Origin of the sequence: Polaribacter sp., assembly GCF_965656025.1 — a bacterium.
Classification (GTDB): Bacteria; Bacteroidota; Bacteroidia; order Flavobacteriales; family Flavobacteriaceae; genus Polaribacter.
The window spans coordinates 26,083-28,219 of sequence record NZ_CBFHJT010000038.1; the positions used below are offsets into that span (position 1 = coordinate 26,083).

The following is a 2,137-nucleotide window of genomic DNA, read 5'->3' on the forward strand; positions in this document are numbered from 1 at the left end:
GTAGAAAGTACTAGATATTTAATTTTATATTGTTTAGCTCTCATACTATTTAGTTTTTACAATTTTAATTGATTTTTTAACTGTTTTTCCTTTTAATTCAATGTAGTAAACTCCATTACTTAATTTAGTTAAATCTATGTCTACAATTCTATTAGAAGATAATTTATTTGTAGAAGATTGTAATTGTCTTCCTTTTAAGTCAAAAACTACATAATCTACTGTTGTGTCTTCTCCATTTACAAATAGATTAAAGTTACCTTTTGTTGGGTTAGGGAATGCTAAAACATCTTCTGATATAAAAATATCTTCTGAGTATTTACCTTGACAATCGTAGTCTGTAGTTACTTTTATAGCGTTGTTTCCTGTTACTAATTGTAGTTCTATAGAAGAATCTGATGTATGAATGATATTTCCATTATGATTAATCGTGTAACTAGTTGCACCATCTAAAGAAACTTTAGCTATTTTCTTTGTTCTATCTACTTTAGCATAAGCACTTAAAGGTGTTGGACCTTGTACATCAACATTATAACATTGCATAAAATTATCTTTACCATCAATAGTTATGCATATTTCATAAGTACCAGCTGCTAAACCATCAAAAGTAGTATTATTTGAAAAGCTATTCGAAGCATCAACGCCATTACCAGAAATTGTAACATTAAATGTTAATATTGTATTTTTAGATTCTATATTGATAGTTCCATCACCTGCTCCATTACAACTTACTGCCACAGTTTCTATTGTAAAATTATCTGTTGGAAGTTCTAATAATTCACAACCAAAAACATCAATAGTAACACCTGGTGTAGTTGAAGGACATTTATCATCACTATCTAATAAACCATCTCCATCACTGTCTTCACAAACATCACCAATACCATCATTATCAAAATCTTCTTGACCTGGATTGTATGCAGTTGGGCAGTTATCATTTACATCTAGAATACCATCAAAGTCTGTATCTTCATTTGCATCTAAATCAGGAATTGGATTCCAATCATCATTTCCTTTTGTAAAATTGAAGGTATTTATCTCTGTTCCATCTGTTAAAGTTGGAGTTGTTAAAACTGTAGACCAAGAAGCTCTGTTTCCAGAATTATCTTCCTCTGATTCTTCAATTGTTCCAAATTCATACATAAAAGGAGATTCTCCACCTAAAGAACTTGTCCATCCTTCAGGGTTAATCAATGATTTTCCTTCTGAACCTGGATAAGTTGATTTATCAACCTTTGTTTTATAAAATACTACTTCACTAGTATTTGCAGCCCAAGGACGACCAAAGTAACCTGGTTTTGCACCGAAAGTAGAGGCAGTTTCTACACCAGCAATTGGTGATTTTATATGACATTCATACATTAAGAAACCTCTTTGATTTGTATTGAATTGTTGTGCTGCTGTAATATATGCAGCATCAGATGATAAATCACTCGTATTATACACAAAATCAGTTTGATAAAAAACGGCATTCATACCTCCAAAGATGTAATCTACAGCACCCATCATAGCACCTTTATATACTACAACTCTTGCAGGTGCAGCACCATAAAAAGTATCTTGACGTCCGATAACTCTACAATTGTTTAAAATTATCTTATCTGCGCTTGCAGAAATACCGATTGCTGCAGCTTGAGTTACATAACCTGCACTTCTATCTTGTACAGCTGTGTTCCCAAAGTCTGTTGGTCTTGTTGGTTCTGCTGACGGATTTTTAGCCAATACTACATCTTCAGATTCTTTTTTAGAAATATATTGATTAAATGAATTTTCTAAAATAATATCTTCTACAGTAAAACCTGTTGAATTTACAACAACAGTTGCATTCCAATATGAAGAACCAGATCCTGTACCTTCTCTATTTATATAATCTGTATAACCATTTGCTTTGTTAACTGCTAAAGCTTCTGCACTCCATTTGTTATCTACACCTTGACTAAAGAAGTTATATTTTTGCCCGTAATAAGATGTAATTCTTACTGCACCAGTTTCAATATCTACACCTTTATTTAAAAGACCAATACTTGGTATTGACGCCGCATTTTTTAAAGTAATGTTTGGATTCTCAATCACTAACATTTCTTCATAATTTCCTGGGTCTATTAAAACAGTAACAGGTTCATCATTTGGACGATCCATA

Annotated in this window: 1 protein-coding gene; it reads right to left on the minus strand. The window is 31.9% G+C overall.

The features are described 5' to 3' along the window. Positions 1–45: 45 nt before the first annotated feature. Positions 46–2,137, minus strand: a 2,092-nt coding sequence (locus tag ACTG3S_RS08770; RefSeq protein WP_439128979.1) for a pectinesterase family protein, incomplete at its 5' end; no start/stop codon positions are given.